This window comes from Oleiphilus sp. HI0117 (assembly GCF_001635235.1).
Window position 1 is genome coordinate 1 of the sequence record NZ_LWGA01000392.1, and the last position, 720, is coordinate 720.

At 47.6% G+C, this 720-nt stretch carries 1 pseudogene; it reads right to left on the reverse strand.

Annotation, left to right across the window (positions count from 1 at the left end):
- Positions 1 to 79: 79 nt before the first annotated feature.
- Positions 80 to 720, reverse strand: a pseudogene (locus A3757_RS04665) (ammonium transporter); the annotation flags it as partial.

A 720-nucleotide genomic window follows, 5' to 3' on the forward strand; every position in this document is an offset into this window, starting at 1 on the left:
TTGTTGGCTGCTTTGACGCAAAAGGCGGGCATAAAAAAGCGCCTACAATGAGGCGCTTTTTAGTTTGTTTAACTCGAGATTAGTCGCGAGTAAACTCTGGGTAAGCTTCCATACCACACTCAGAGATATCAACACCTTCGTACTCTTCTTCGTCAGTTACTCGGATGCCCATGATTGCTTTAAGAACGCCCCAAACAATCAAGCTACATACGAATACCCAAACAAAGATCGTTAGTGCACCAACCAGCTGGCCAGCGAATGTAGCGTCAGCGTCTGATAGAAGTACTGCGAAGATACCCCATAGACCTACTACACCGTGTACCGAGATTGCACCAACAGGATCGTCAAGCTTAAGCTTATCAAGTGTTACGATTGAGAATACTACGATAACACCACCGATCGCACCAATGATCGTTGCTAGTAGTGGAGAAGGATCAGCAGGCTCTGCAGTGATCGCAACCAAACCTGCTAGTGCGCCGTTCAATGCCATTGTAAGGTCAGCCTTACCGAATAGAATACGTGCAACGATCAATGCAGCGATCAAACCACCTGCCGCAGCAGCGTTAGTGTTCAAGAATACGCTTGCTACTTCGTTAGCTACTTCGATACCACCCAGTTTAAGAGTAGAACCACCGTTGAAACCGAACCAGCCCATCCACAGGATGAATGTACCTAGCGTTGCTAGAGGAAGGTTCGCACCTGGGATAGCGTTAACCTGAC